Source organism: Caballeronia glathei, from assembly GCF_000698595.1.
GTDB classification, from domain to species: Bacteria; Pseudomonadota; Gammaproteobacteria; order Burkholderiales; family Burkholderiaceae; genus Caballeronia; species Caballeronia glathei.
The window spans coordinates 1-557 of the sequence record NZ_JFHC01000290.1 but is presented as its reverse complement, the minus strand read 5'-3'; the positions used below and the strand labels follow the sequence as shown (position 1 = coordinate 557).

Annotated in this window: 1 pseudogene; it reads right to left on the bottom strand. The window is 58.0% G+C overall.

What is annotated here, in order from left to right:
- A pseudogene (locus BG61_RS38830) lies at nucleotides 1–482 on the bottom strand (tyrosine-type recombinase/integrase); the annotation flags it as partial.
- Nucleotides 483–557 lie beyond the last annotated feature (75 nt).

The following is a 557-nucleotide window of genomic DNA, read 5'->3' as shown; positions in this document are numbered from 1 at the left end:
TTCGTACGGCGCATCGTGCGAGTGCCATACGCCGCGTCATCAAGTCCAATCGATGCGACCCAACGGTGAACGATGCGCGTACTGACGTGTCGACACATGAGGTGAGCCACGCAGCCGGCTCGGAAAGAGATAGTCGGCGGGTTTCCAATCTCGCGCGGAAATCCACGCCGCGACGCTCTGCCGAGTCTGCTCCGTGATTTCGAACTGCACTGGTCGTTGAGTTTTCTGCTGCATGAACGTTGCTCGCGAAACCACGTGGCCTGCGACGCAGACGTCCTGCACTTGTAGTCGCGTCAAGTCACATGCCCGAAGCTTGCTGTCGATCGTCAAGTTGAACAGCGCCAACTCACGAACATTGAACGACATCTGAAGTCGCGTCCGAATCGCCCAGATTTCCCGGAGCTTCAATGGCGGCTTCTGGCCGGTCAGCTTGCCCTTGTTCCACGGACGTGCGGACCACCAGCGGAATTCAGACGTTCCATGACAATCTCCTTTCGTAAGAAGGGAGATTCATTGTGCGCGTCCCTTAACGGGCGCTGTTCGACCCTCTTCGGCCG